The organism is Rhodanobacter sp. FW101-FHT13A11 (assembly GCF_058790335.1).
In genome coordinates, this window is sequence record NZ_JBYTCN010000001.1 from 60,456 (window position 1) to 86,178 (window position 25,723).

A 25,723-nucleotide genomic window follows, 5' to 3' on the forward strand; every position below is an offset into this window, starting at 1 on the left:
TTCAACCCACCTTCCATCCCTTCCGGAGTCTTTCAATGAGTTCCCTCTCGCACCTCTCGACGAGTGCTGTCGCTCGCGCCATCCGCAATGCCCTGTACGGCCTGCCGATCCTGGCTGCCGCGTACGTGGCCCCCGCGATGGCGATCGATACGGCTGCCGCGGACGCGGGCCGCGATGTCAAAACGCTTGGTACCGTGAAAGTCCAGGGCGAGTACCAGAGCTATGAGGTAAAACGCAGCTCGACGGCCACCAAGACCGACACGCCATTGCTGGACGTACCGCAGTCGATCACAGTCATCACCGACGACCTGATCCGCGACCAGTCGATGCAGACCATGGGCGATGTCGTTCGCTACGTGCCCGGCGTGCAGATGGCGCAGGGCGAAGGCCACCGTGACGCACCGATCCTGCGCGGCAACACCTCCACTGCCGACTTCTTCCTCAATGGCGTGCGCGACGACGTCCAGTACTACCGGGATCTGTACAACGTCGAGCGGGTCGAAGTTCTCAAAGGTCCGAGCGGCATGATCTTCGGCCGCGGCGGTTCCGGTGGACTGATCAATCGCGTCACCAAACAGGCCAACTGGACCGATGCCGGGAGCCTGAATCTCACGCTGGGCTCGTGGGACGGTCGACGCGTTACCGGCGATTTCAACCACGTAGTCAAGGAATCGGTGGCATTCCGGATCACGGGCATGTACGAGAACGCGGACAGCTACCGCGACTTCGCGCACATCGAGCGCTGGGCAATCAACCCGACCCTGACGATCCGCGCCAGCGACGCCACCACGCTTGCGTTCGGCTACGAGCATTTCGAGGACGACCGCGTGACCGATCGCGGCATCCCGTCCCAGCTGCCGCTGCTCGGCCGTCCGCTGCCGACCGACAGCTCGACCTTTTTCGGCAAGCCGTCCGACAGCCCGACGTGGGCGCGCATCAATGCGCTGAACTCGGTGATTACGCACGACTTCGGCGGCGGCGCCAGGCTCACCAACACCACGCGCATCGCCGACTACGACAAGTTCTACCAGAACGTATTCCCCGGCGCGTACACGGCAGCCAACGGCCGCGTCGCGATCAGTGGCTACAACAATCTGACCGGCCGCAAGAACTTCCAGAACCAGACCGACCTGACCTTCTCGGCCAGGACCGGCTCAGTCAGCCACGAATTCCTCGTTGGCCTCGAACTCAACCGCCAGGAAACCGACAATTTCCGCAACACGGCGTTCTTCCCCACGGTGGGCCCGGACGCGCGGGGCGATTTCGTCACGATCCAGAACCCGATCTACACCAGCCCGGTCGTGTTCCGACAGGTCGCCAGCGACTCCGACAACCACAGCGTCGCCAAAACAGCCGGCGCCTACGTCCAGGACCAGATCGAATTCTCGTCGAAGTGGAAGGCCATCCTGGGCGCACGCTTCGACCGCTTCGATGCCACCCTGCACAACAACCGCAACGGCGTCGAGCTGTCCAGCAGCGACAACCTGCTCTCGCCACGGGCGGGCTTGATCTTCGAGCCGCAAGAAAACGTTTCGTTGTACACGAGCTACTCCATCGCCTACGTCCCGCGCGCTGGCGAGCAGCTGGCGTCGCTGACGGCCACCAATCGCAACCTCGACCCGGAGCGTTTCAAAAACGTCGAGATCGGCGCGAAGTGGGACGTCAACGGCCACATGTCGGCGACCGCCGCGATCTATCGCCTCGACCGCACGAATGTCGCGATCGTGGACCCGAACAACCCAGCGCAGCAGATCCTCGTCGACGGCCAGCAGGTCAAGGGCGTCGAGTTGGGCCTGAGCGGCCAGGTCACCGATTCCTGGCAGATCATGGCCGGCTACGCCCATCAGAACAGTGAGGTACAGACCCCGGGCGCAACCAATGGCAAAGAGCTCGGCCAGGTGCCGCGCAACTCGGCTTCGTTGTGGAACCGCCTTGATTTCAACCCGCAGTGGGGCGTCGGCCTCGGAGCCGTCTATCAGGACAAGGTGTTCGTGTCGACCGACAACGCCGTCGTCCTGCCGAGCTTCACGCGGGTGGATGCCGCGGTGTTCTACACCATCAATAGCAGCTTCAAATTGCAGTTGAACGTCGAGAACTTGCTGGATAAGAAGTACTACGCGACGGCTCACAGCAACAACAACATCATGCCGGGTTCGCCCCGAGCGGTGCGTCTCGGTCTCAATCTGACGTTCTGATTGATACAGGAACCGAGATAAGGGCGCCCGACTGGCGCCCTTCTTCTTTTTGACGCTGTTCGGTAGCCGACTTCCCCCAAGTCGACACATTGACGGCGCCTTGTCTTTGTCCGATTTCCATACTTCCGCGTAGAACCAAAAAAAAGCCGCCGGAAAACCCGGCGGCCAAGGGGAGATGGTCCGATATTCGACACGTCAAGCCGAACCCGCGTTATCCACTACTTTCAGAAGTCGTACCGCGCAGTGATCCGCACATAACGCGGGTCGCTGCAGTTCAGCTCACGCCCGCAGAGCGGATTCGGCGTGTTGCGGGCGGCAGTTTCGTAGCGATAGTCGTACGAGCCCGCCACCTGGCGGTCCAACACGTTGATCACGCACGCCTGCAGGGTCGGCTTCTTGTCCAGCCACGCCGGCGTGCAGGCGGCGTGAGGTTCAACTGGCAGGTCCACGGAGCAGCGCCATGCGAACCACGCAGTGAGAACGCGTAATCCGGGGCGGCCGCGGCGTAGTTCGGCATGCCGTTCTTGTCCACCGAACCAGGACGGGTACCCGAGCCGGCCAAGCCGCAGAACCAGTAGGCGGCACCGGCATGCAGGCCGGCATCCGCTGTCGGATAGTGGCCGGTGCAGTTCTTCGGACGGCCCGGCGCGATCAACACGTCGGCACCGAAACGCCTCTCAACCCTGAAGGACCCGGTCGGCGACGCCGGGCCGGATGGATCGCATGCACATCAGCGGCGCGATTTACCTCGGCTGGCTGCAGCTGATGGAACGGAAAATCGGCAGCCTGGCCGCTGCCGCCGCGACGTTCAGCAAGAGCGAGCAAGCCTTCGATCGACGTCAGCGACCGTGACGATGCCGCCGCCGAACCGGCGCGTCCCAAGGCGCAGTTCGCCGCCATGAAATCCCGGGCCGGGCGCGTCGACAGCATCGACGCCGAGATGCATGTGGACAACAGCGGCATGCTGATCACCAGCCAGACCGTGCTGAAGTAGACGACCGGCCAAAGCGGGAAAAGGCACATCGCGCTTTCTTCTTGCCAGCTTGCGGCATCGCGACGCCCTTGCGAGTGATCTACACGGGTAGGGCCACCGGGCATGGGCCCCGCAGCACCTCCATGGCCCGGCACTTGGTGGGAGGGCAATACCTCCAAAAAAAACGCCGCCGAAACGTTCGGCGGCGAATCTCGGGAGACAGGCTCCGCCCCGGCATGCGGGGCGGAGCCGATTCCTTGCAAGTGAAGCGTCGTCAGAAGTCGTAACGCACGGTGAAGCGTACCGTGCGCGGATCGGTGTAGTTCAGCACCCGTCCGTAGAGCTGATTCACCGTGCTGCGATTGGTCGCATAGCGCATGTTGTAGTACTGGGGCGTCTGGCGGTTCAGCAGGTTGAACACATCGACCTGCAGCGTCAGCTTGTTGTCCGCCCAACCCGGGGTGTACGCCGCATTGAGGTCCAGCTTGTAGGTCCAGGGCGTGGTCCCGCTGGTGCCACGCGGGGCGTACACGACCTGCGAACCCGGGATATTCAGGCCGCAGTAGTGGTAGCTCGACGAGTTGTAGATGCCCTTGGTGGTCGGATCAGGCCAGAAGCTGAGGCAGCTCTTGGGGCGGCCGGAAGCCACCTGCAGGGTCGAGCCGAAGCGCCATTCCTTGGTGAGCTGGTAATAGCCGAACGCGCGGATCTGGTGCTTGCGGTCGTTCGGCAGCGAACCGTTGGAGCCCACCATCAGCTGCGGCTTGTCCCAGTCCTGGGTCACCGACACGTCGGACTGGCCGCCGGCGCCGGTGTCCAGGTCGGAGAGCAGCTGACCTTCGGTGTTGCCGTAGTTGTGCGAGAAGGTGTAGCCGATCTTGCCGTACCACTTGTCGGCAAACGGATGCTCCACGAACAGATCCAGCGCGGCGTACTTGCGCTTCAGCTTGGGAAAGCCGAGCTGGGCGTTGGTGTAGTGCGCCTCGGTGAAGCTGCCGTCGGGCTGCTCCAGCAGGAAGGTGTTGGCCTGGCCGGGATTGAACAGGAAGCAGCGGCCGCCAAGGGCCTGGGTGCAGGTGTCGTCGATGGCACTGCGCAACTTGCGCACCGTGACCTTGGCGCCGGTCACGAAGGCCGGGCTGACCTGGTATTCCGCGCCCAGGATGTACTCGTCCTGGAAGTGCGACTTCAGGCCCTTGGCCGCCACCGTGCGCGGGTCCGGAGCCTGGCCGCACTCGAGGTTGGTCGAGACCAGGTTGGTGTTGCCGCAGGTCGCCCCCTTGCTGCGGTCCACGCTGATCGGCGTGAGGCCGGTCGGCACACCGGTGCGCGGGTCAACACCGGTATAGGTGAAGTACTCGCTGGTGATCAGCGAGCCGGAAGCGCCGCGCACCGCCACGTTGTTCGGCATGGCCAGGTGGTAGCGGCCGGCGTTGGCGAACACCTTGAGGCTGGAGTCGCCGAACACGTCCCACGACATGCCCAGTCGCGGCGCCAGCTGATGGCGCTGACGCGCGTAGGGCTGGCCGCTGCTGTTGAGGTTGGTGAACTGCTCGTTGCGTAGGCCGAGCGACAGCAGCAGGTGGTCGTTCACCTGCCAGCGATCCTCGATGTACTGGGCCTCCTGCTCGGTCTTCACGCGGGCCAGCTGGGTGTTGTAGTAGCGGTAGACGTAGTAGCCCTGCGTACCGAAGCCACCCGCGTCCTTCGGCGAGCCCACGCCGTTGCCGCCGTCGATCGCCGCGGCCGGATCCTTCTGCCAGCCGTAGGTCCAGCGGTAACCGCCGGCAATGCTGCCGCCGGTCAGCGAGTCGGCGATCTGCTTGTCGAAGCCCACGCGGACGTCGTGGTCGCCGATGCGGTACTCGACGTCCAGGCGGCCGCCACGGGTCTTGTCGTTGGCGCCGGGCACCAGGATGGTGGAGGTGGCGCTCTGGCAGGTGTTGTAGGCCAGGCCGGGAGCGGAGGTCTGGGCGCTCACCGAGATTTGCGGGCAGCTCGGATCGTAGCCCCAGGGCCGGCTGACGTGGTCGATCTTCTGCGTGCCGTAGAGCGCCGACAGGGTCAGATCGTCGGTCAGGTAGCTGGTGTACTTGCCGATGTAGAGTTCACCGCCATCCTTGGTATACACGCCGGCGGTCTGCGTGTTGGTATGGGTGTCGGTGGCGTAGCTGTACGGCGAGTACTTCGCTTCGTACTGGGTCTTGTCGGAGATGCCGGTCAACTCGACGATGTTGCTGTCGTTGATGTTCCAGTCGATCTTCGCCGTCCAGCGCGGACTCTTGTAGGCGTAGTCGTTCCAGCCCTGCCGGAGGCTCGCCGCGGTGGAGTTGGTGTAGTAGCGGACGCTGTTGCCTTCCTGCCGGCTCTGCTCCACGTTCGCGTAGAAGAACAGCCTGTCCTGGATCAGCGGGCCGCTGACGTAGGCGCCCACCTTGGTGGTCCAGAACTGCGCGCGATTGCGGTTCAGGTACAGCGTGCCGTCGGTGTGGTCCTTGGCCAGCGGGCTGGGATTGGCGTTGCCGTAGAAGCCGGTGTTGGCGAAGTAGATGTTATGGGGATCGGAGCGCAGCGTTTCCGGCGCCCAAGTGCTGTAGACGCCGGCCTTCCATTCGTTGCTGCCGCGTTTGGTCACGATGTTGATCACGCCGCCGGTGGAGCGGCCGAATTCGGCGCCGTAGCCGCCAGTCAGCACCTGCTCCTGGTCGATGGCATCGAACGGCAGGGTCGAGAGGCCGATCGAGGTCAGCGGATTGGTGACCGCATAACCATTGATGTAGTAGGCGTTCTCGGAAGCCGCCGAACCGCCGAAACTCGGGGCGTTGTAGCTCGATCCCTGGATGACGCCTGGCGCCAGCAAGGCCGCCGCCAACACGCTCTGCGAGAGCGGCAGCTTCCCCAGCTGATCCGCCGTCAGCACGGTCCGGGTATCCACCGACGACACGTCAATGGCCGGCAACGAGGAGGCCGTGACTGAAACCACGCCCAACTCGGTGGTCTGTTCCGGCGAGGCGAACGATACTTCCGAACCGCCCGAGATCACCACGGTGACGTTGTCACGACTACTGACCGTGGTCCCGTGGTTCTGCAGCGTGACCTTGTACTTGCCGACCGGCAGCGACGAAAAGCGGTAGCGGCCGCTGGCGTCCACCGTGGTCGAGCGGGCGAAGCCGGTATCCGCGTTCTGGATCAGTACCGTATCGCCCTGCCTCGCACCGACCTGGCCGAAGATCGAACCCGTGATATTGGACTGCGCCAGCGCGGTGCCGGCCAGGGACATGCCCAGCGCCACCGACAGCGCGGAAAGGCGCAGCAGGGGCCGCGCGTTACTCGGAAACTTGTTCATCGTTTTCCCCATGAAGAATTGCGAATGGCAACTGATGTCTCGAAAAATTTTACGAACCGTAGGCAAAAAAAGGCCCCCGCCGGGCGCGGCAAACTCACAGACAAAGCCCGGGAAACGGCCGGCCGCCTCCCCCCAAGTAGCTGGACCGGCGCGGGAAATCCTCTCCAGGATCAGATTCTCGACCCTGGAATTTGATAACAAGAAAATACGAAAGTGTCAACAATTTCGTAACAAAACGCGCAGCCATATTCCCCGGCGCGAAGGACTCCAACGCCTCGCCCCCCATCGACCACCATTCGGTCGCGCCAAAACGCCATTTGGTAGCAGGTGCCCCAAGAAGAGACGGACCAAACTTCCAAATATTTATTTGTTTATCAGTTAATTGAGGCTCGCTGCGAGGTGTATGAGGTCGATCCCATCCGCAAGGTGTTGCCGGTCACCCAATCGGTGTCTCAGGTCGAGCCCACTTCGAGAATCGCGTGCCATCGCAATCTCTGCGACGCCATGTCGGCAAAGTGTTCCACGATCGCCTCGGATTCAGTACCATGGGGGTGGCCGCGGAACGCCGCGGAACGCCGCGGAGAACGTCGAGGAGAACGTCGATGGGAAAGGATGGGCGCAATGCCGTTCGAGTTACCACAACGTTCAGTCGTCAGGAGCACGATAAGCTGACAGGTTTGGCCCGGGAACGTGAAGTCAAACTCGCCTGGCTGGTTCGTTATGCCACCAAGCGTCTTCTAGATGAAGCCGAACGGGGAGAGCTTCAGCTAGAGTTCAATTGGGGGAAGGACGATGCGTAGCGCGGAGCTTTTCAGCGGGTGCGGAGGGCTTGCTTACGGGCTGTCCCTCGCCGGCTTCGAACATGATCTGATGGTGGAATGGGACGCCGATGCGGTTGCGACGGTGGACCACAATCGCCGCAGGCGCATTCGACATGTGCGTGATTGGCCCCTTGTGCAAGGGGACGTGCGTGCAATCAATTGGGCACCGTTCGCGGGCCAAATGGCTCTTGTTGCTGGCGGTCCGCCGTGCCAACCGTTCTCGATTGGCGGAAAACATCGTGGGCAACATGATGATCGCGACATGTGGCCGGAGGCCATTCGCGCCGTCCGGGAAACGCGACCGTCAGCATTCTTGTTTGAGAACGTGCGCGGGCTCGCGCGCCCGGTCTTTGCTGAATATCTCCAGAGTATTGTCAAGCAACTGACATGGCTCGACTTCCCTTGGCGCGCCCATGCTCTTGGCCTTTCGGACGGTTACAGTGAAAGAGCTGTCGACACGCCCGCGACCTACGATGTAATGGTGCTGAAGGTGAACACCGCCGACTATGGTGCAGCGCAGAAGCGGCATCGTGTCATCGTGGCGGGTGTGCGCCGGGATCTAGAAATTCCGTTCGAGCCCCCGGCCCCAACTCATTCCCGCGAGCGTCTGCTCTGGGACCAGTGGGTGACAGGTGAGTATTGGGTGCGCCATGGATTACGGCAGCCGCCCGATAACCGGATCGCCAGCGGGGACCGCCTGCTGGTGAGAGGGTTAAGGGTTTCGGGGGAGCGTCCACCGTCCAGGCCTTGGAGGACGGTGCGCGATGCACTGATGGATCTGGGTCCGCCAAACGACAAGGACAATCACGTGTTCCAGCCAGGTGCCCGAGTGTATCCCGGCCATACCGGGAGTCCCCTCGATCAACCCGCGAAAGCGTTGAAGGCGGGAGGCCATGGGGTGCCTGGCGGTGAAAACATGATGGTTCAGGCCGATGGTGCCGTTCGCTACTTCACCGTGCGTGAGGCGGCACGCTTGCAGGGTCTGCCGGATACCTATCTGTTCCCCCGGTCTTGGACCGAAAGCATGCGGCAGCTCGGAAACGCGGTACCGACTCAACTGTCTGAATCGATGGGCAGATGGATGGCGGGATTGTTGGCGCAACAGACTCCGAGGAGGCAGGCTGCTTGATGCCGGAACAGTGGCTATCGCCAAGGTGATGGTGATAGCCACGATTAATTATGACTTGCTCCGCTAGCCCCTTTCGCCGATGCGCCGACGAAGCTCTCGGCGTTGTCGTTGGTCGTGGAAAAAAGACGGCGATCCTTAGAGGGCACGCTTATGCTGTCGAGCGAGCGGAGCCGGCTTTTGCCTATGAATCTCATGCTTCGGGTCCGAAACAAAGTGGCAGCGTCAAAGCCCTACCCAGTGGATCCCAAGCGCAGCGCTCAGATGAGTCTGATCAAGGGGCGCGACACCAGGCTCGAAATGGTCGTTCGCAGAGACTTGCATGCACGGGGGGTACGATACCGTTTGCATGTTAAAGATCTACCGGGGAAGCCTGATATTGTTTTTCGCGGACGACGCATCGCGATATTCGTCCATGGTTGTTTCTGGCACCAACACCCGGACCCCGGCTGCAAGCTTGCACGCATGCCAAAGTCTCGTCTGGAGTTCTGGAAGCCGAAGCTAGAGGGCAACCGCGCGAGGGATTTGGATGTTAGGACAAGGTTGGAAGCCAAGGATTGGGAAGTTATCGAGATTTGGGAGTGCCAGCTGAATCGGGAGACGCTAGACGCGTTGGCCGAAACTGTTCTCGCCAAGCCGAATAAACGGAGATAGGACAGGGGAATACAGACATGATAGAGGATTTGGATCTCACGCCCTCGCCGCGAGTTTTGCAAATGTTGGGCGAGATCAATCTCGAGCAATGGCGCTGCCTAGCCGAATTGATAGATAACTCAATCGACGGCTTCATCGATGCTGCCCGTGTCGGGCAACCAATCGAGCATCCCCAGATAGATGTCGCCATCCCGACATCCGACATCGAAAATGCCCGTGTCTCTATCAAGGATAACGGACCAGGCATGTCGATCGAGACATTAGAAAGCGCCTTGCGCGCCGGGTGGTCAGGCAATGACTCTCTGTCCAAGCTCGGTTTGTTCGGGATGGGGTTCAATATTGCCACCGCTCGACTTGGCATGGTCACGGAGGTCTGGACAAGCCGGCGGGGAGATCCGGAACAAGTTGGCGTTCGAATCGACCTAAACGAACTGCGTGCCTCGAACAACTACAAGGTTCCCAGGCAAACAAGACCGAAAGCGGATCACACGAGTCACGGAACGGAAATCATCATCACCCGCCTAAAGCGGGATCAGCGGGAGTACTTCGCTCGATCCGGCAACAGGACGACCATACGCAAGCATTTGTCCAAGACTTATTCCGTGCTCCTTTCCGCGTCCGAGGCGGGAACAATAAGGTTATCTCTCGGTGGCACGAGGATTACGCCATTGCGCCCATGTGTGTGGGATGAGTCGAGGCAAGTCGACTTGCCCGATGGGACTGTCGTACATGCAGTTGAGCGCTTTGATGTTCATCTAGCCTCTCGGCGATATTGCGGTTATTGCATGCACGTGCTCAACCAGGATGAGGAGCAATGTCCCACCGGGAGCCCTAATTGCCAGGTCGTGGAGACTCAGCGCAGAATCAAAGGATGGGTCGGCATACAGCGGTATCTCGACAAAACTGATTACGGTATCGACATCGTCAGGAACGGTCGTAAAATCGAGATAGGCAACAAGGACTTGTTCACATGGAACGATGGCGATAGCCAGGAAGTCGAATACCCCATCGACGACCCGCGTAGCAGGGGTCGATTCGTCGGCGAAATCCACCTGGATCATTGCCAGGTTAGCTACACGAAAAATCGGTTCGAAAGAGACGATCCAGCGTGGAGGGAAATGGTGCGGGCGGTGCGTGGCGAAGGCCCCTTGCGCCCGAACCTTGCCAAACAGCAGGGTTACGTCGAGAACCACAGTCCCCTATACAAACTGTTTCAAGCCTTCCGTCGTAGCAGCCCGCAAGGAAAGAACGGCTTGTGGTCGCGTGTCCTGGTGGTCCAGGACAATGAACGTGCCCAACAGATGGCGAACTCGTACTTCAACAACGAACCTGAGTACCTGACCGATGAACGTTGGTGGCAATTAGTCGAGGAACAGGACGCCAAAATTCTGGGCGATACCCCGAGCGGTGGTGGCACCATCCCCGATGGGTTCCTCGGTGGCGCTACGGATGCGGGTGCTCCCTCAAAGGGAGATGGCGCGACGACTCCAACTCCCAATCCTCCCCCAACTGCGGCTCCGGTTCCGCCGCCGGTGCGTCGACCACTGTTCGAACTTACCCGTAAGTATGTGCATCCGACTTTCCGCGTCGAATACGAAATCGCGGCCTACGCTGTGGACCCGGAGGATCCTGAATTGCCGCCCGGCCAGCCATGGGTCGTCCGCCTAGACGATGTGGCGACTCGAACCTATGCCTTTCTCGTCAACCTTTCACATGACGTGTTCCGTTCAACGACAATGACCCCCATCGATGGGCTGCTTGTGGACCTCACGCATCGCACTATCGAGTTCCTTCGAGGCCAAAGCCAAGACACCACAGTCGCAGCGGTGTTATCTGATTACCGGGCGCAATACTGCTTAGACACCCGCCTCGACGAGCAGGAGATCATCGCGAACGCAAGCAACATCCTAGGTGATCTTTGCCGCGCAGCGACTACGCTTGTCGGGGACAAGGCACAGGAGATCTACGCGGAGTTGTCCGAAGCGGAAAAAGGAGTGATAGCACGGCGGATGGCCGCGCGTGGCGCAGCCGATCCCAAAGCGCTGATTCAGGACGGGCGTTACTGGGAATACGCTGACGGTGAGACAGTACGAAAGCTGTTCCTATGTCATCCGGAACTTTTCTTGGACGGCCGCTACTGGGATGACCCGTATGAAGTGCTGGATTTCGGAGATTCGAAGGTTTCCGAGGAGGCCCGGGCCGCCACCGTTGCGCGTTATGGCGCTTATCTCGGCGATGCCGTGTGGCTAGCCAATCAAATGCCAGCCGATCTGGAGAGAGCGGACCGTGATGTCGTAGTGCGGGGGATCTGCTCGCTGCGATTGCTGAGGCCAGACGTGGCGGAGTGATGTTGGAACCTTTCCTCAATGCGCAACGCCTACTGAAAGGCCCATGGCAGGCCTTCGAGCGTGATATCGCCAGATTGCTGGTCTGCAATGGATTCGAGGATGTCAGGCTAGTTGGTGGCTCCGGTGACATGGGGGCCGATGTGTTGGGGGTGAAGAATGATCAGCTCTGGGTCATCCAGTGCAAATTCACCACCAACGGCTATCCCACGCCTGACGCCGTCAATCAAGTTGGCGAAGCTTCGCGCTTCTATGGAGCGGAACGGCTTTACGTTGCGACCAGCCGTCGAGTTGGCGCGGCGATGCACGAAGCCATTCGACGCTGGTCGGCGCTAGGCATCCAGATCGGCATTCTGGAACCCGCCACTCTGCTTGAGATGGCGCGGTGTAGCCCGGAATACCCCCCGGGTCGGCGCGATCTACGGGACTACCAGACGGAGGCAGTCGAAAGCTTCGTGAGCTGCCTGAAAGAGACTGGACGTGCACAGGCTGTGCTGGCGACCGGGCTGGGAAAGACAGTCATCTTGGCCGAAGGTATCGCGCAGTTGTTTCGCGACGAAGCTATCCGCAGCGGACGTGCCTTAGTGCTGGCGGGAACGAGAGAGCTGGTGGACCAGCTGCAACGCTCATTCTGGGACCAACTTCCCAAATGGGTGGCTACGCATCGATTGATTGGTGGCGAAACGCCGACGAGCTGGGACGGAATTACGTTCGCGACAGTCCAAAGCGCTGTGTCGCGCTTGGAGGAGCTGCCGGATTTCGGGCTAGTTCTAATCGACGAAGCGCACCACGTTGGTTCGGACAGCTTTCGCCGAATCACGGATTCCTTCGCCAGCTCAATGATTGGCGGAGTCACGGCCACCCCGTGGCGAGGGGATGGGTACGACATCGACCATCTTCTTGGTCCTCCGGTCGCGCAAATTGGCATCGCCGAGGGCTTGCGTCGGGGCTTTCTGTGTGAGGCAGATTACCGGTTGCTGGCCGACAACATCGACTGGTCCCTGGTCCGCGATCGTTCCAAGAACAAGTATTCGATCAAGCAACTCAATCGGCTTCTGCTGTTACCGACCAGGGATGAGGAGGCGGCGCGCACCATGCGTGCGGTGTTCGACGAGGAAGCCCGTCGCTCCGCTATCGTCTTCTGCTCATCGGTAACTCATGCCAAGAGTTTCGCATCAATGCTGCGTCTCTTCGGGTTCCGCGCGGAACCGATCATAGGTGATATGTCCCCCAGGGAGCGCGACAAGACCATGGCTGCCTTCAGGAAGGGCGCCATCGATGTAGTCACGACGCGAGATCTATTCAACGAAGGCGTCGATGTCCCAAACGTGGACATGATCGTTTTCATGAGAGTCACCCATAGCCGCCGAATCTTCGTGCAACAATTGGGAAGGGGGTTGCGAATCAGTCCCCTCAAAAAGAAAGTTGTCGTCCTGGATTTTGTCAGCGATCTGCGCCGGCTGGCAGAGGTCGTTGAACTGGAGAGATCGGTAAAAGGTGATATCGAACATTTGCCGCTCCCGGGCCTGGTCCAGTTTCGGGACGAGGGCGCCGGGAGCTTCATGCTCGAATGGATGAAAGATCAGGCTGATCTGTTTATTCGCGAGAGCGATCCAACACTCGAATTGCCGGAATTCGATTTCCCCAATCCTCACAATGGTGGCAACGTTCAATGAAAGTAATCCCGACGAAGATCCGCGACCAAATAAAAGAGGAACTGTGGAAGCGATGCGACGATTTGGGTTGGGTCTCAATAACCGATAACGATCGCACCCGCTACTATGAGCAATGGACTACGGCCACGGATATCGGGGGGCAGCTCGCTGGCTATATGGATCCTCGGAAGGTCAGGGTCTACATCAAGGATTCCCTGGTAAAGCCCTATGTGCGCGCACGCTTGAAGCTCGACGAAAACGAGGTTTGGCGCCTGCTTGGGATGACGAAAAGCGATAAACCCGTGGAGGAGTACATAAAACCACACGGGCGACGCCTCGACGATGGTCGCGTGATCGGCTGGGGGCGGAGTCGCGATTGGAAGTCCGTGCTGATGGCGGTTTTCGTGCGCGGGCAGGTAAAGAAAACCTATTCGCCATACGGCGTAGTTCTGCTTGAAAGCGGTAATACTGAAAGCGATCGGATGCGTTTGTTGGTGCGCGATGCGGCACGGCGACTAGATATCAAGAAGGTGGTTTGGCTGGAGTAAGTTATGAAGGACAGGTTCTTTGGTTGGTATCCAAGGAAGCCCGAGTTCGTGGCGAAGGTGTGGGATCGTGCGATTTTCGTCCCTGATGCCAACGTGCTTCTTCATTGCCTCAGGCATCCCGCCAGGATTCGCGACGAATTATTGCGTCTTTTCAGTGCACTTAGGGAGTCGCTCTGGATTCCCTACCAGGTTGGCCACGAGTTCCATCGCAACCGCCTCGATGTTGAATTGGGGGCGCAAGACGCGTATCAGCGATTAAAATCCGATTACGAAAGCATCCTCAATCAGGCTAGGGAGAGACTCAAGCAACTGCGTGCCCACCCGCTGATCAGCGTAGAGCGCGAGCTCGCAGCTATTGATGTCTTCCTAGAGGACTTTCGCAGGCGCATGGATGCAGCGGCGAAGCAACACCCTAGCGATGAGATTCAGGCAGCGGTCGACCAATTGACGGCGCTCCTTGATGGTCGAGTCGGCGATAAGTGGACCCAAGAGCAGCTCAGTGCGATCAAGAAAGAAGGCGAGGAAAGATATTCGAAGAAATTGCCGCCTGGATTCAAGGACATCAAGAAGGATGGGGATGTTGACAAGTACGGGGACCTGATCATCTGGAAAGACATGATCACGAAGGCTGTCAAGGAAAATCGGCCTATCATCTTTATTTCTGATGACGTCAAAGAGGATTGGTGGTGGCTGCATCGTGGCCGTAAGCTTGGCCCGCGACCTGAGCTCGTCGAGGAGTTTCGAATGGCCACCGGTCAGGATTTCCTGATCTACGAATTCACCAATTTTCTCAGGGTGGCTGCGGAACGCCATCAGGAAATCAAAGGCAGCGTGGACGAGGTCGCAAAAAGCCTTCTCGGGGACGAACTTGCAAAGCTTCGAGTACAGGAAGCAGAGGAGATCCTGCGCGAGTTGACCCTGCGAATCACGAGCCTGGAGGATGAGCGGGAGGAGATAATTCGCCTGCTTTCCGGCATCCCGAGTATCGACAGGGATCGTTCGAAAATGGATCGCACGTCGCTGCGAGCCCGGCTGGATGCGTTGAATGAGGAAATCCAGCGATTGAATCATTCAATGTTGTCAGGCGTAACAGTTCAATCCGTTGGTATTAATTGAGTGATACGTCCTAATTTTGTAGGTACCTTATGTAGCCAGCTCCTGCCGCCAGGCTGGGTAGTACCGGGCGACTCCGCCCACGAATCGCAGCAGATTGGCTTGGCGACAGCCGCACACCTGGCCCCCTGGACGACGGCGAAAGCGACCAGGTGATCAGCCAACCGTTTGGTCAGCTGCGGGCCTACGTTGGAACTCAATGAATCGCAAACGCTGACCAGTTGGTTGAAATCGACAACGTGACGACTCTCTTCCTCGACTGCGAATGGGCAGACGTGCTGGCCAGCGAGCTGGTGTCGATCGGTCTGATGTCAGCCGATCGACACCATGAGTTCTACGCAGAGCGTGATCCCCTACCTTCCGACCCAATGCCGTTTGTTCGCGTTGCCGTGTACCCGCTATTGGAGCGCGGGATGGCGGCTATGCCTGATCCCCTGCTTACGCGTCGCCTTCGGACATTCTTCGCGGCGATTCCGAACCCGTTGATCGTTTATGACTCGCCCCACGATCGCGCGCTGTGCCAGTTCGTGCTCGATGGCCTGGACGAGCCAGAACCCGAAGGCCCAGTGTTATCGAATTTCCGGTGGCAACATCTCGAATTGGATGCTGCCCGAGAGCGGTGGTGGCGTGATCACCCGGAACACCAGCTGCGGCGACACCATGCCGGCGTAGACGCGCTGGCTTTGCGCGGTGCCTGGTTGAGCCAGCGATCGTGAACCGAATCTTCTTCTGCGGTGATCCCCACGGCCGCTTCGAACACATCATTGAGGCAGTGCATGCCCATCGGCCTGCGGCCATCGTGCTGTTGGGCGACGTGCAGGCACAGGAGCCGCTGGAGTTGGCCTTGCGGCCGATCCTCCATCGCACGGAGGTCTGGTGGATCCACGGGAACCACGACACCGACAGCGATGCCGACTACGACCATCTGTTCGGATCGTCACTGGCTGGTCGCAACCTGCATGGTCGCGTGGTCGAAGTCGCCGATGTTCGCATCGCTGGACTCGGCGGAATCTTCCGTGGCCAGGTTTGGCTCGCACCTGACAAGCCGCGCTACCCGTCGGCGGAGGCCTACATTGCCCTGTGTGGCAAGGGTAATCGCTGGCGTGGCGGCCTACCGCGGAAACACCGGAGCAGCATTTTCCCGAGCGACTACGACGCGCTCCTGCAGGAAAAGGCGGACGTGCTGGTCACACACGAAGCACCGAGTTGCCATCCGTATGGCTTCCAGGCGATCGATGACCTAGCGGATAGCCTTGGCGTTCGGGTGGCCTATCACGGCCACCACCACGAGCACATCGAGTACAGCGAGGAAGAAACCAGGCGACTCGGCTTTAAGCCGTTTGGCGTCGCCTACTGCGAGATCCGCGATGAGCAGGGACGCATCGTGTCGAGCACGTATGAATGAATTACTTTTTCTCGACACAGTGGGCGAACGACAGCCACGAACTGATTAGCTTGGCGCGGGTCAATGCCGCTCGCTCGCAATTAGGGCGATCACGATGATCGCTACACAAATCAGTGAGGTCGATTTAGTAGAAATCCATTACGACACTTTTCTGACTCTCGATCAAAAATTCATAACGACAGTAAATTGATGATTTATCTTACAATTTTCTGTTGACGTAACGCGTTAGTCCGCGCCAGCATACGCCAAGCCACAACATGCCGGTGCAAGGTGTGATGTATAGATCACCGCTCGAACTGACTCTCATTCTTCACTACGGCCCTTACGTCCCAGCCGGTAAGGCCGCTGATTTACTGTCTTATCCATCACTGCAAGCCTTGATAGCTGCAAGGCGTCGCGGACGATTGCCCTTTACGCTATGTCGCCTCGATGGGCGTCGCGGATGGTTTGCCAAGACGTCGGATATATCGCGATGGATTGAATCGGTCGACTCTGACTCTGAGTCAGCCACCGCAGCAGCGCAAGGGATGTAGGAAGTTTTCCAAGAGCATGAGGCGTTCTCGGCCTCGTGCTTTTTTTCGTTCTTTTCCCGTAACTAGCAGAGGAATACCGATGCTCTTGAGATGACCCTAATCTTGATTTGAAAATCCGGGTCCTAGACGTACGAAGGCCCAGCGCCCTGGCAGGGGCAACTAGGCCTTCGTTGGATTGCAGTTTTACAAGCGGCTGCAATTCCATTCTGCGTCATCACCCAACGATTTGCAACGTGCCTTTTCAGGTGCGGCGGATTGTTGCGTGCCCGGTGGACTACTCCAGTCCGGCGGCCCGTCTAGGGACGGACCACTGCATCCATTTGCCTGGGCAACACGGATGACGCAGCACTTCCTGCACTCCAAGGAATCGCGAAATTTCGCTCGAAAAATCAACCGTCTGACTGAGGATGAAGCCGAGTTGTGGCTGGCCGTAGCCCGGTGGGACGTGACTGACAAACAGGGGTGTCCCTCTTGCGGCCTGTTTCGTAAGCACTATCGACGTGTCAGGACGCGGCGATGGCGCTGCGCCAATGCCAGCTGTGGTCACGAATTCAGCGTGACCAGCGGCACCCCATTTCATGGGCATAAGTTGCCCCTCACTGACATTCTTCGACTGTTCGCTGCCTTCGAAAATGGCGCCAAGGGCCAATCACTACTTGAAGCATCACGTCGCGTAGGCTGCACTCCCAAGACCGCCCAAGCTTTCTTCGGCAAGATTCGCGAGTGGATGGTGCATGACATGGATCTTCGCCCTTTGGAAGGTACGGTGCACATGGACGGTGGCTACTTCGGGGGCAAACCCCGCAAGCCCAATCGTCGGGCTCGTATGCCTAAGGATGCATTGAAGATCCGCTTCGGAACAAAGGCACCCAAGGATGCAAGTCATCCTTGGATCGAGGCCGGTATGACCTATAGGAACTGGTGCAAACGTGCTTGCAAGCGTGTAGTGATTGCATTGTGCGAATCTGCGGGACGGCGGATGGGTTCCCACCGAGCCATGGCCTTTGTGTGTTCCGCGGAAAATGAAACGGAGGTAACACGCCTGGTAAAAAACTTCGTCCGGCCCGATGCCCGGGTGATGACAGACGAGAGCTGGGCGTACAGCATCGTCAGTGCGTTCGCCGCTGAACACTATACGGTGTCTCACGCACACGAGTTCAGCACGCCAGAGGGTGTTTCAGACAATATGTGTGAAACGCTCTTCAGTCGCTTCCGGCGAAGTGAATACGGCACGTTGCATGGCTTCCGCCCGAAGTACATGCAGGACTATGCCTGTGAGTTCGTGTGGCGGGAGAATCATCGACGGCATGCTCAGGATGAGAGGTTTCGCTTGTTGTTGATTGGATTGATGACTGCTCCGGTGTCCCGATGGTGGACTGGCTACTGGCAGGGACGACACAGACAAGGGGAGCTCGGGCTCGACTACTTTCTTGGTCGCATCCCTAACTAAATGGAAGAGGCATCGTGCGCAGCCACAGCAGCGAGCCGCCAGTAGGTCTCGGTGCTGCCATCATGCATCCCGGCGGCAGAAATGCCGGCATTGCGTCGTTCGATAAGCCCTTTTCTGGACAAGGCCCAAAGCCGTTTTCGGATGCAAAGGCGTACGATTTCTGGATCAAATGGATGTCCTTCTGGAAGGTGATCCAAGACCCGAGCAAGCATTCCGGTTGTTGACAGCCAACCGCCAGCCAAGCGCAGCTCGTGGAACATGACGCGACTCAACTGTCCATGAGGTAACAGCGACCGGCCTGTATGTGTGTGTGGTCGAACTGGCCGGATAATCGTTGGCTCCATGGAGATCTCATGAAGACCAAACGTTTGATCAAGTGCGGCTAGTTGCTCTTGTAGCGCGCTGGCGCGGCGATCAAGAGAGCGGATCTTGTCGCGCAATTTCGTTCGTTCGTCGTCAAGCTTAAGAAGCGCTCCCGACAAGCGAGAGCGCTTTGTAATCAGCCATTTGAGTGAAGGTGGGGTGCGCCAAGTCATGGCTCACCCTATCGAGTTCTAGCTCTCCATACTTGGGGCATTTGCTACCAAATGGCGCGCCAAAAACGAAAAGGCGCCCGCAGGCGCCTTTCGCGATGCCGCAGTTGCGGCGTTCAGCGGTTCAGGAAATTGCTGCTGAAATTCTGCGAGTCGCGGGTTTCCTCCAGCTCCACGCCGTCCAGGCCCTGTGACAGGGTGTGCGCGTCGCCCCCCTGCGCCAGCTTGATGCGCAAGCGCACCTCGTTGGAGCTGTCGGCGTAACGCAGCGCGTCCTCGTAGCTGATCTCGCCGGCGTGGTACAGCTCGACCAGGCTCTGGTCGAAGGTCTTCATGCCGAGCAGGGTGGATTCCTTCATCACTTCCTTCAGCTTGTGGATCTCGCCCTGGCGGATGTAGTCCTGCACCAGCGGCGTGCCCAGCAGGATCTCCACCGCCACCCGCCGCGCCTTGCCGTCGGGGGTGGGGATCAGCATCTGCGCCACGATGCCCTTCAGGTTCAGCGACAGGTCCATCAGCAGCTGCTGGCGGCGATCTTCCGGGAAGAAGTGCAGGATGCGGTCCATCGCCTGGTTCGCGTTGTTCGCGTGCAGCGTGCACAGCACCAGATGGCCGGTTTCGGCGAAGGCGATCGCGTGGTCCATGCCCTCGCGCGTGCGCACTTCGCCGATCATGATCACGTCCGGCGCCTGGCGCAGGGTGTTCTTCAGCGCATTGTCCCAGCTGTCGGTGTCGATGCCGACCTCGCGCTGGGTGATGATGCAGCCCTCGTGCTTGTGCACGTACTCGATCGGGTCCTCGATCGTGATGATGTGGCCGGTCGAATTCTGGTTGCGGTAGCCGATCATCGACGCCAGCGAGGTCGATTTGCCCGAGCCGGTGGCGCCGACGAAGACGATGATGCCGCGCTTGGTCATCGCCAGCTGCTTGATCACCGGCGGCAGCGTCAGTTCCTCGATCGTGGGGATCTTCGACTCGATCCGGCGCAGCACCATGCCCACGCAGTTGCGCTGGTAGAAGCACGACACGCGGAAGCGGCCCACGCCCTGCGCAGAGATCGCGAACTGGCACTCGTGGGTCTTCTCGAACTCCTCGCGCTGGCCCGGCGTCATCACGTTGAGCACCATGTCGCGCGCCTGCTGGATGCTCAGCGGACTCTGCGTGATCGGCACGATCCGGCCCTGCACTTTCATCGAAGGAGCGACACCGGCCGTGATGAACAGGTCGGAGGCCTTCTTGTGCACCATCAGTTTCAGGAATGAGGTGAAATCGAAGTCGCTCATGACGGTACCTCAGGGATTCGAGATTCGGGATGACCAGACATTCGTCTGTTGAAAGCCGGGATTCGTCAACACCAATGGCATCCCGCATTGCCGACCCGATCCATTGGAATTTGCAAAGATCCGGAAAACCGAGACCGGAGCCCGGGCTTTGGCACTTGCCAATCCCGAATCCCCTATCGCCAATCCCGGCTTCACTTGAAACCGTCCTTGTTCTTGGCGTAGCTGGAAGCCTCCTGCCGGGTCACCAGGCCGCGCTTGACCAGGTCCTGCAGGCACTGGTCCAGCGTCTGCATGCCGAACTGCTGGCCGGTCTGGATCGACGAATACATCTGCGCCACCTTGTCCTCGCGGATCAGGTTGCGGATGGCCGGGATGCCGACCATGATCTCGTGCGCCGCGATGCGCCCGCCGCCCACCTTCTTCAGCAGCGACTGCGAGATCACCGCGCGCAACGACTCGGACAGCATCGAGCGCACCATCGGCTTCTCGCCGGCGGGGAACACGTCGATGATGCGGTCGATGGTCTTCGCCGCCGAACTGGTGTGCACGGTGGCGAAGACCAGGTGGCCGGTTTCCGCGGCGGTCAGCGCCAAGCGGATGGTTTCCAGGTCGCGCAACTCGCCGACCAGGATGAAGTCTGGATCCTCGCGCAACGCCGAGCGCAGCGCCTCGTTGAAGCCATGCGTGTCGCGGTGCACCTCGCGCTGGTTGACCAGGCACTTCTGCGAGGTATGTACGAACTCGATCGGGTCCTCGATCGTGAGCATGTGGCCGTATTCGCTCTTGTTGATGTGGTCGACCATCGCCGCCAGCGTGGTCGACTTGCCCGAGCCGGTCGGCCCGGTCACCAGGATCAGGCCCTGCGGCTGCTCGATCAGCTCCTTGAACACGCGCGGCGCGCCGAGATCCTCCAGCGTCAGCACCTCGGAGGGAATGGTGCGGAACACCGCGCCGGCGCCGCGGTTCTGGGTGAACGCGTTGACGCGGAAGCGCGCCAGGCCGGGAATCTCGAACGAGAAGTCGGTTTCAAGGAACTCCTCGTAGTCGCGCCGCTGCTTGTCCGACATGATGTCGTAGACCAGCGAGTGCACCTGCTTGTGCTCGAGCGCGGGGATGTTGATGCGGCGCACGTCGCCGTCGACGCGGATCATCGGCGGCAAGCCGGCGGACAGGTGCAAGTCCGAGGCCTTGTTCTTCACCGAGAAGGCAAGCAGTTCGGCAATGTCCATCTGTCGTTTCCCTCAATCCGATCGTCTGGATGGCGTAAATTCGCGCGCCACACCGGGGTTTCGATGACTCTCGCGGGCGTGGTGTGCCGCAGCGCATGGCGCAGGCGCCACCGAACCACCTGGACGAACGGCCCGAATCCCCCTGTAGCCGCGTCGATACTACTCGCGCGACCGGCCGTGCGACCAGTCTTGACGGGTGCCGTGACGCAAACTGTCGACCCGGTTTGCGGAGCGGGTCGAAAAAACGTCATCCGGCGGCCCCTCGAGGCGCGCCGGCCGGCAAAAACTCTCATCGCGACGCCGGCTCCGGTAAGGTAAGCGGCCTGGACGGACGAGGAACCCCGCATGACACGACTAGCCTTCATCGGCGGCGGCAACATGGCGCGCAGCCTGATCGGCGGCCTGCTGAAAAACGGCGTGGCGCCGGCCACCCTCAGCGTGGCCGAACCGCTGGCCGAAGCGCGCCAGGCGCTCGGCCGCGACTTCGGCGTCGCCTGCTACGCCGAGAACCGGTTGGCCGTGGCTGACGCCGAGATCATCCTGCTGGCGGTGAAGCCGCAGGTGATGCCGGCAATCCACGCCGAGTTGCGCGACATCCTGCAGCGCCACCGGCCGCTGCTGATCTCGATCGCCGCCGGCGTGCGGCTGGACCAGCTGGAGCGCTGGTTCGGAACCACCCTGCCGATCGTTCGCTGCATGCCGAACACGCCCGCGCTGATCGGCGCCGGCGCCACCGGCCTGTGCGCGAACAGCCGGGTCAGCCCGGCGCAGAAAGCGCAGGCGCAGCACATCCTCGATGCCGCCGGGATCACCCGCTGGATCGACGACGAGGCGTCGATGGATACCGTCACCGCCCTGTCCGGTTCCGGGCCCGCCTACTTCTTCGCCCTGGTCGAGGCGCTGGAAGCGGCCGCGGTGGCGCAAGGCCTGCCGCGCGACACCGCCCGCGCACTCGCCGCGCAAACCTGCCTCGGCGCCGGCCGCATGCTGGTCGAGGGTGGCGAAGATCCGGCCGTGCTGCGCCGGCGCGTCACCTCGCCCAACGGCACCACCCAGGCCGCGCTGGAAAGCTTCGCCGCCGACGGCCTGCCGCACGTCGTCGCCCGCGCCGTCGCCGCCGCCACGCGGCGCGGCACGGAACTCGCCGCCGAACTGGACAAGCTGCCGTGAGCTATCTGCTGAATGCACTATCCATGCTGGTCGACCTGGCATTCGACGCCGTCATCACCCTGCTGCTGCTGCGCGTGGCCGCCGAGGCTTGCCGCGCGGACTTCCACAACCCGCTGAGCCAGTTCGTCTACCGCACCACCAACCCGGTGCTGGCGCCCATCCGCCGCGTGCTGCCGAACTGGCGCCGGATCAACCTGGCCGCCCTGCTGCTGGCGTGGCTGGCAATGCTGGTCAAGCGCCTGCTGCTGTTCGCCCTGCTCGGCGCGATGCCGCACCCGCTTGGCCTGATCGTGCTGTCACTGGCCGAACTGCTCGACTTCGTGCTGCTGTTCTACCTGGTGCTGATCTTCGGCTGGTCGCTGCTGAGCATGTTCTCGGTGGACCGCCGCCATCCCCTGCTGCAGCTCGCCGACCGCATCGTCGCCCCGCTGCTGCGCCCGCTGCACGGCAAGCTGATCGTCGGCCAGATCGACTTCGCGCCGATGGCGGTGATGATCGTATTGTTGCTGGCGCGGCTGCTGATCGCCGCCCCGCTGCTTGACCTCGGTGCCCGACTGGCCATGGGCAGCTGAGTTTTCTCTCTCTCGTAGTGGGCGCTTGATCATTCGTGAAGCAAGAACCTTGAAGCAAAAGCTTTCGTCCTCCTTCGGAGGGCGAGTCACTTTCTCTCGCTTGCCCGAGAGAAAGTAACCAAAGAGAGGGGCACCCCGCTTGGCGCTTGCCGGGCTCCTGCCCGGCAAGTCCGTGAGCCGGGGCCGGGCTTTTCGAACGGGCATCCTGCCCGTGCGAAAAGGAACCGACATCCCTGTCGGTTCCCGCTGCGCGGCCTGTCGTCCCCGACTCACCGCCGCGCAAGGGACCCCGGGTAGAGCAGCGGGCCATCGTGGCCCGCACTCGGTGAAGAGCTGAAAGACCAGAGCCAAAGCGAAGCGTTGCTCTGTTGTTGATCTGGCTCCGGTTGTTGATCTGGCTCCGGCTGTTGACCTGGCCCTTCTGAAGAGTGCGGGCCACGACGGCCCGCTGCTCTACCCGGGGTCCCCTCTGAAGCGGCGGGCGGGTGGAGGAAAAGCCCGAAGGGTGGCTTGCATGGATGCAAGCCAGTTTGGCGTCAGGGCAGGATGCCCTGTCGACAAACCCCGTAACCCGACCGCGAACCTTGCGGGCAGGATGCCCGCAAGGCGCGTAAGCGGGGTGGCCTTTCTCTTTGGTTACTTTCTCTTTGGCCACGCAAAGAGAAAGTAACTCGGCCTCCGAAGGAGGACGAAAGCTCTTGCTCTGAAGCAGCAAGAACTAAAGAGCAGTCGCGACTAAAGTTGCCTCCACAAGAGCACGAAAAGCTCAGCACAGGGCCCACTTCCTGATGATCCGATGGATCTCGTCCAACCCGTCAAACAATGCCGCCGGCCCCGGCTGCAGGATGATCGGCGACTTGACCTCGTGCAGCTCGCCGTCGCGCACGGCAGGGATCGCGCCCCAGCCGGGGCGGGCCGCCACCTTCTCCGGGCGGAAGCGCTTGCCGCACCACGAGCCGAGGATGATGTCCGGCGCGCGGCGCACCACCTCGTCGCCGTTCGGCAGGATGCGCTGCTTCGCCAGCGGTTCGCGGGCCAGTTCGGGGAAGCAGTCGTTGCCGCCGGCGAGCTGGATCAGTTCGGCCACCCAGCGGATGCCGGTGATGATGGGTTCGTCCCATTCCTCGAAGTACACTTTCGGTCGACGCGGCAGTTGCGCCGCGGCGGCGCGAATGTCGGCGATGTGCCGCTCGGCGCGCTGCGCGTAGGCCTCGGCCTTGACATGCGCGCCGACCATTGCGCCCAGCCGGCGGATGTAGGCAAGAATGCCGTCCACGCTGCGGTGGTTGCTGATCCACACCTCGACGCCGGCCTTGACCAGCTCGCGGGCGATATCGGCCTGGATGTCGGAGAAGCCGATCGCCAGGTCCGGCTCCAGCTTCAGGATCTCGCCGATCTTCGCGCTGGTGAAGGCGGAGACCTTCGGCTTCTCCTTGCGCGCGCGCGGCGGCCGCACGGTGAAGCCGGAGATGCCGACGATGCGGCGCTCCTCGCCCAGCGCATACAGCACCTCGGTGGGCTCCTCGGTGAGGCAGACGATGCGCTGGGGGAAGTGGTCAGGCAAGCCGGAATCCGCTGCGACGTGATCCATGCGCTCAATTCCCCAGCACGGTCACCACCACCTTGCGCTGGTGCGGGTCGATGCGGTGTTCCCACAGATAGATGCCCTGCCAGGCGCCCAGCATCAGCTTGCCGCCATGCACCGGCACCGTGAGGCTGACCCCGGTGAGGATCGAGCGGACGTGCGCCGGCATGTCATCCGGGCCTTCCGCGTCGTGCTGGAAGATCGCGTCGCCGTCCGGCACCGTGCGGGCGAACCAGCGTTCGAGATCGTCGCGCACGGCAGGGTCCGCATTCTCGCTGATCAGCAGCGAGCAACTGGTATGCGCGGTGAACACCTGCGCGATGCCGGTCTGCACATGGCTGGCCGCCACCGCGTCGCCGACCTGCATGGTGATCTCGCTGAAACCGCGCCCGCGCGTGTGCACGGTGAAGCCACCCTGCGCCACATGCTCCGCGGGCAGTGCCCTGGTCATGGGTAGAGCAACCGGCTGGTCCAGGTCTGGCCGTGGCGGTCCCAGCGCACGCGCTCGTGCAGGCGGAACTCGGCGCCGTACCAGAATTCGACCATGTCCGGCTCGACCACGTAGCCGCCCCAGTGCGGCGGCCGGGTCACCACGAGGCCATCGAACTGCTGCTCGTAGCGCGCCACGCGCTGCTCGAAGGCGATGCGGTCCGGCAGCGTCTGCGACTGCAGCGAAGCCCAGGCGCCGATCTGGCTCGGGCGCGGGCGGCTGGCGAAATAGGCGTCCGACTCCTCCGCCTGAAGCTTGCGCGCCACGCCCTCGGCGCGCACCTGCACGCCCTCGCGCAGTTGCTTCCAGTGGAAGCACAACGCCACCTGCGGATGCACCTCGAGCTGGCCGCCCTTGTCGCTCTCGTAATTGGTGTAGAAGCGGAAGCCACGCTCATCGGCCCCCTTCAGCAGCACGATGCGCGAGGCGACCCGGCCGGAGCCGTCCACGGTGGCCAGGCTCATCGCCGTCGGTTCGCGCTCGCCGCTGGCCCTGGCCTCGTCCAGCAGCTTGAGGAAGGTGTCGAGGATCTCGGATTTGAGCATGGCGTCTGAAACTTTCCTTTTGCATCGCGGCCGACACGCGCGATCATGGTGCGGATGAATCCGCCCAATGATAGTGCAATGCACCACCGATCCAGTACCGGGAAGGCACGGACGGTGCTGCCATCTTCGATCATGACGCGTGAAGGCGGCCG

21 protein-coding genes are annotated in these 25,723 nt (G+C 61.1%); 13 read left to right on the forward strand and 8 right to left on the reverse strand.

What is annotated here, in order from left to right; genetic code table 11:
- The first annotated feature begins 35 nt into the window (after positions 1-35).
- Positions 36-2,195, forward strand: coding sequence for a TonB-dependent receptor (locus AC3WRN_RS00285; RefSeq protein WP_492621413.1), 2,160 nt, complete (start codon positions 36-38; stop codon positions 2,193-2,195).
- Between the two features lie 224 nt (positions 2,196-2,419).
- On the opposite strand, the gene AC3WRN_RS00290 is transcribed toward AC3WRN_RS00285, so the two are convergent.
- Positions 2,420-2,644, reverse strand: a complete 225-nt coding sequence (locus AC3WRN_RS00290) for a hypothetical protein (protein WP_492621414.1) — start codon at positions 2,642-2,644, stop codon at positions 2,420-2,422.
- 274 nt (positions 2,645-2,918) lie between these two features.
- Here AC3WRN_RS00290 and AC3WRN_RS00295 point away from each other — a divergent pair, with 274 nt between their 5' ends.
- Positions 2,919-3,047 (forward strand): hypothetical protein, encoded by a 129-nt coding sequence (locus AC3WRN_RS00295; protein WP_492621415.1) that lies wholly within the window; start codon positions 2,919-2,921, stop codon positions 3,045-3,047.
- 395 nt (positions 3,048-3,442) lie between these two features.
- Here AC3WRN_RS00295 and AC3WRN_RS00300 read toward each other — a convergent pair whose 3' ends face one another.
- Positions 3,443-6,514: a TonB-dependent receptor gene (locus AC3WRN_RS00300; RefSeq protein WP_492621416.1), complete on the reverse strand. Its 3,072-nt coding sequence runs from the start codon at positions 6,512-6,514 to the stop codon at positions 3,443-3,445.
- Positions 6,515-7,306: 792 nt separating this feature from the next.
- On the opposite strand from AC3WRN_RS00300, the gene AC3WRN_RS00305 reads away from it, so the two are divergent.
- The 9 genes from AC3WRN_RS00305 (at position 7,307) to AC3WRN_RS00345 (ending at position 18,164) form a co-directional block, all read left to right on the forward strand.
- Entirely contained in the window at positions 7,307-8,464 is a 1,158-nt protein-coding gene (locus AC3WRN_RS00305) for a DNA cytosine methyltransferase (RefSeq protein ID WP_492621417.1), read from the forward strand.
- 192 nt (positions 8,465-8,656) lie between these two features.
- Complete coding sequence (locus tag AC3WRN_RS00310; RefSeq protein WP_492621742.1) at positions 8,657-9,115, forward strand: very short patch repair endonuclease; 459 nt, start codon at positions 8,657-8,659, stop codon at positions 9,113-9,115.
- Between the two features lie 17 nt (positions 9,116-9,132).
- Complete coding sequence (locus AC3WRN_RS00315; RefSeq protein ID WP_492621418.1) at positions 9,133-11,463, forward strand: ATP-binding protein; 2,331 nt, start codon at positions 9,133-9,135, stop codon at positions 11,461-11,463.
- Positions 11,463-13,136: a DEAD/DEAH box helicase family protein gene (locus AC3WRN_RS00320; RefSeq protein WP_492621419.1), complete on the forward strand. Its 1,674-nt coding sequence runs from the start codon at positions 11,463-11,465 to the stop codon at positions 13,134-13,136. Before AC3WRN_RS00315 ends, AC3WRN_RS00320 begins: the two co-directional genes overlap by 1 nt.
- Positions 13,133-13,663, forward strand: coding sequence for a hypothetical protein (locus tag AC3WRN_RS00325; protein WP_492621420.1), 531 nt, complete (start codon positions 13,133-13,135; stop codon positions 13,661-13,663). The genes AC3WRN_RS00320 and AC3WRN_RS00325 overlap by 4 nt, the downstream gene beginning before the upstream one ends.
- A gap of 3 nt (positions 13,664-13,666) precedes the next feature.
- On the forward strand, positions 13,667-14,779 hold the full coding sequence (locus AC3WRN_RS00330) for a PIN-like domain-containing protein (RefSeq protein WP_492621421.1): 1,113 nt from the start codon (positions 13,667-13,669) through the stop codon (positions 14,777-14,779).
- A gap of 218 nt (positions 14,780-14,997) precedes the next feature.
- On the forward strand, positions 14,998-15,492 hold the full coding sequence (locus tag AC3WRN_RS00335) for a hypothetical protein (RefSeq protein WP_492621422.1): 495 nt from the start codon (positions 14,998-15,000) through the stop codon (positions 15,490-15,492).
- Complete coding sequence (locus tag AC3WRN_RS00340) at positions 15,489-16,181, forward strand: metallophosphoesterase family protein (RefSeq protein ID WP_492621423.1); 693 nt, start codon at positions 15,489-15,491, stop codon at positions 16,179-16,181. The genes AC3WRN_RS00335 and AC3WRN_RS00340 overlap by 4 nt, the downstream gene beginning before the upstream one ends.
- Positions 16,182-17,051: 870 nt before the next feature.
- Positions 17,052-18,164, forward strand: coding sequence for an IS1595 family transposase (locus AC3WRN_RS00345; protein WP_492621424.1), 1,113 nt, complete (start codon positions 17,052-17,054; stop codon positions 18,162-18,164).
- Here AC3WRN_RS00345 and AC3WRN_RS00350 read toward each other — a convergent pair.
- From AC3WRN_RS00350 to AC3WRN_RS00360, 3 genes are all read right to left on the reverse strand, one after another.
- The gene (locus AC3WRN_RS00350; protein ID WP_492621425.1) at positions 18,161-18,700 is read right to left on the reverse strand and encodes a hypothetical protein; all 540 of its coding nucleotides are present in this window, start codon (positions 18,698-18,700) and stop codon (positions 18,161-18,163) included. The two genes, AC3WRN_RS00345 and AC3WRN_RS00350, sit on opposite strands and share 4 nt — an antisense overlap.
- Before the next feature lie 113 nt (positions 18,701-18,813).
- Positions 18,814-19,980, reverse strand: coding sequence for a PilT/PilU family type 4a pilus ATPase (locus tag AC3WRN_RS00355; protein ID WP_068093294.1), 1,167 nt, complete (start codon positions 19,978-19,980; stop codon positions 18,814-18,816).
- A 191-nt stretch (positions 19,981-20,171) separates the two neighbouring features.
- Entirely contained in the window at positions 20,172-21,209 is a 1,038-nt protein-coding gene (locus AC3WRN_RS00360; RefSeq protein ID WP_068093292.1) for a type IV pilus twitching motility protein PilT, read from the reverse strand.
- A gap of 345 nt (positions 21,210-21,554) precedes the next feature.
- Here AC3WRN_RS00360 and proC point away from each other — a divergent pair, with 345 nt between their 5' ends.
- Positions 21,555-22,379: a pyrroline-5-carboxylate reductase gene (proC, locus tag AC3WRN_RS00365; protein ID WP_068093290.1), complete on the forward strand. Its 825-nt coding sequence runs from the start codon at positions 21,555-21,557 to the stop codon at positions 22,377-22,379.
- Positions 22,376-22,951, forward strand: a complete 576-nt coding sequence (locus AC3WRN_RS00370; protein WP_492621426.1) for a YggT family protein — start codon at positions 22,376-22,378, stop codon at positions 22,949-22,951. The genes proC and AC3WRN_RS00370 overlap by 4 nt, the downstream gene beginning before the upstream one ends.
- Positions 22,952-23,717: 766 nt before the next feature.
- Here AC3WRN_RS00370 and AC3WRN_RS00375 read toward each other — a convergent pair.
- From AC3WRN_RS00375 to pdxH, 3 genes are read right to left on the reverse strand one after another with little or no spacing between them, the layout of a single operon-like run.
- Positions 23,718-24,542, reverse strand: a complete 825-nt coding sequence (locus AC3WRN_RS00375; RefSeq protein WP_492621427.1) for a cobalamin-binding protein — start codon at positions 24,540-24,542, stop codon at positions 23,718-23,720.
- A gap of 4 nt (positions 24,543-24,546) precedes the next feature.
- A complete protein-coding gene (locus AC3WRN_RS00380) occupies positions 24,547-24,987 on the reverse strand; it encodes a secondary thiamine-phosphate synthase enzyme YjbQ (RefSeq protein ID WP_492621428.1) in 441 nt (146 codons plus the stop codon).
- Positions 24,984-25,571, reverse strand: coding sequence for a pyridoxamine 5'-phosphate oxidase (gene pdxH, locus AC3WRN_RS00385; RefSeq protein ID WP_492621429.1), 588 nt, complete (start codon positions 25,569-25,571; stop codon positions 24,984-24,986). Before pdxH ends, AC3WRN_RS00380 begins: the two co-directional genes overlap by 4 nt.
- Positions 25,572-25,723: the final 152 nt, after the last annotated feature.

Excerpts from the sequence above, each read along its gene's own strand:
- AC3WRN_RS00285 (WP_492621413.1), top strand. The coding sequence starts at position 36 with ATGAGTTCCCTCTCGCACCTCTCGACGAGTGCTGTCGCTCGCGCCATC.
- AC3WRN_RS00295 (WP_492621415.1), top strand. The coding sequence starts at position 2,919 with ATGCACATCAGCGGCGCGATTTACCTCGGCTGGCTGCAGCTGATGGAA.
- AC3WRN_RS00300 (WP_492621416.1), bottom strand. The coding sequence starts at position 6,514 with ATGAACAAGTTTCCGAGTAACGCGCGGCCCCTGCTGCGCCTTTCCGCG.
- AC3WRN_RS00305 (WP_492621417.1), top strand. The coding sequence starts at position 7,307 with ATGCGTAGCGCGGAGCTTTTCAGCGGGTGCGGAGGGCTTGCTTACGGG.
- AC3WRN_RS00310 (WP_492621742.1), top strand. The coding sequence starts at position 8,657 with ATGCTTCGGGTCCGAAACAAAGTGGCAGCGTCAAAGCCCTACCCAGTG.
- AC3WRN_RS00315 (WP_492621418.1), top strand. The coding sequence starts at position 9,133 with ATGATAGAGGATTTGGATCTCACGCCCTCGCCGCGAGTTTTGCAAATG.
- AC3WRN_RS00320 (WP_492621419.1), top strand. The coding sequence starts at position 11,463 with ATGTTGGAACCTTTCCTCAATGCGCAACGCCTACTGAAAGGCCCATGG.
- AC3WRN_RS00325 (WP_492621420.1), top strand. The coding sequence starts at position 13,133 with ATGAAAGTAATCCCGACGAAGATCCGCGACCAAATAAAAGAGGAACTG.
- AC3WRN_RS00330 (WP_492621421.1), top strand. The coding sequence starts at position 13,667 with ATGAAGGACAGGTTCTTTGGTTGGTATCCAAGGAAGCCCGAGTTCGTG.
- AC3WRN_RS00345 (WP_492621424.1), top strand. The coding sequence starts at position 17,052 with ATGACGCAGCACTTCCTGCACTCCAAGGAATCGCGAAATTTCGCTCGA.
- AC3WRN_RS00350 (WP_492621425.1), bottom strand. The coding sequence starts at position 18,700 with ATGACTTGGCGCACCCCACCTTCACTCAAATGGCTGATTACAAAGCGC.
- AC3WRN_RS00355 (WP_068093294.1), bottom strand. The coding sequence starts at position 19,980 with ATGAGCGACTTCGATTTCACCTCATTCCTGAAACTGATGGTGCACAAG.
- AC3WRN_RS00360 (WP_068093292.1), bottom strand. The coding sequence starts at position 21,209 with ATGGACATTGCCGAACTGCTTGCCTTCTCGGTGAAGAACAAGGCCTCG.
- proC (WP_068093290.1), top strand. The coding sequence starts at position 21,555 with ATGACACGACTAGCCTTCATCGGCGGCGGCAACATGGCGCGCAGCCTG.
- AC3WRN_RS00375 (WP_492621427.1), bottom strand. The coding sequence starts at position 24,542 with ATGGATCACGTCGCAGCGGATTCCGGCTTGCCTGACCACTTCCCCCAG.
- AC3WRN_RS00380 (WP_492621428.1), bottom strand. The coding sequence starts at position 24,987 with ATGACCAGGGCACTGCCCGCGGAGCATGTGGCGCAGGGTGGCTTCACC.
- pdxH (WP_492621429.1), bottom strand. The coding sequence starts at position 25,571 with ATGCTCAAATCCGAGATCCTCGACACCTTCCTCAAGCTGCTGGACGAG.